Raw genomic sequence first — 594 nt, 5'->3', positions numbered from 1 at the left:
GACGAATTCGCGGTCGGTGTGATCCAGGGCGGTGCCGGCACCTCCACCAACATGAACACCAACGAGGTGATCGCCAACCGCGGCCTCGAGATCATGGGCTTCGAGTTCGGCGACTACCAGCACCTGCACCCGATCGACGACGTCAACCGCAGCCAGAGCACCAACGACGTGTACCCCACCGCGATCAAGCACGCGATGGTGTTCGGGGTCAAGCGGCTCCTGCACGAGCACCGCAAGCTCACCGAGGCCTGCGCGCGCAAGGGCGGCGAGTTCGCCGACGTGCTCAAGGTGGGGCGCACCCAGATGCAGGATGCCGTGCCGATGACCCTGGGCCAGGAGTTCAGCGGATTCGCCCACACCCTCGCCGAGGACTTGGACCGGCTGGGCGAGACCATCCCGTGGCTCAACGAGATCAACATGGGCGCGACGGCGATCGGCACCGGCATCACCGCCGACCCCCGCTACGCCGAGGCGGTCTGTCGCCACCTGAGCGAGATCACCGGCGTGCAGATGGAGACGGCGGCCGACCTCCTCCAGGCGACCTCCGACGCGGGCATCCTCATGACGCCGAGCGGCACCCTCAAGCGGGCCGCC

The 594-nt window shown here is 68.0% G+C and carries 1 protein-coding gene; it reads left to right on the top strand.

Going from position 1 to position 594, the window contains the following annotated elements:
• The coding region (locus FVP33_RS18925; RefSeq protein WP_246142437.1) for a lyase family protein at positions 1–594 on the top strand (594 nt) is incomplete at both ends.

This window comes from Lacisediminihabitans profunda (genome assembly GCF_008040105.1).
In the GTDB taxonomy this organism is placed as follows: domain Bacteria; phylum Actinomycetota; class Actinomycetes; order Actinomycetales; family Microbacteriaceae; genus Lacisediminihabitans; species Lacisediminihabitans profunda.
The sequence above is the reverse complement of the archived record's forward strand: the minus strand, read 5'-3'. Positions and strand labels throughout refer to the sequence as shown.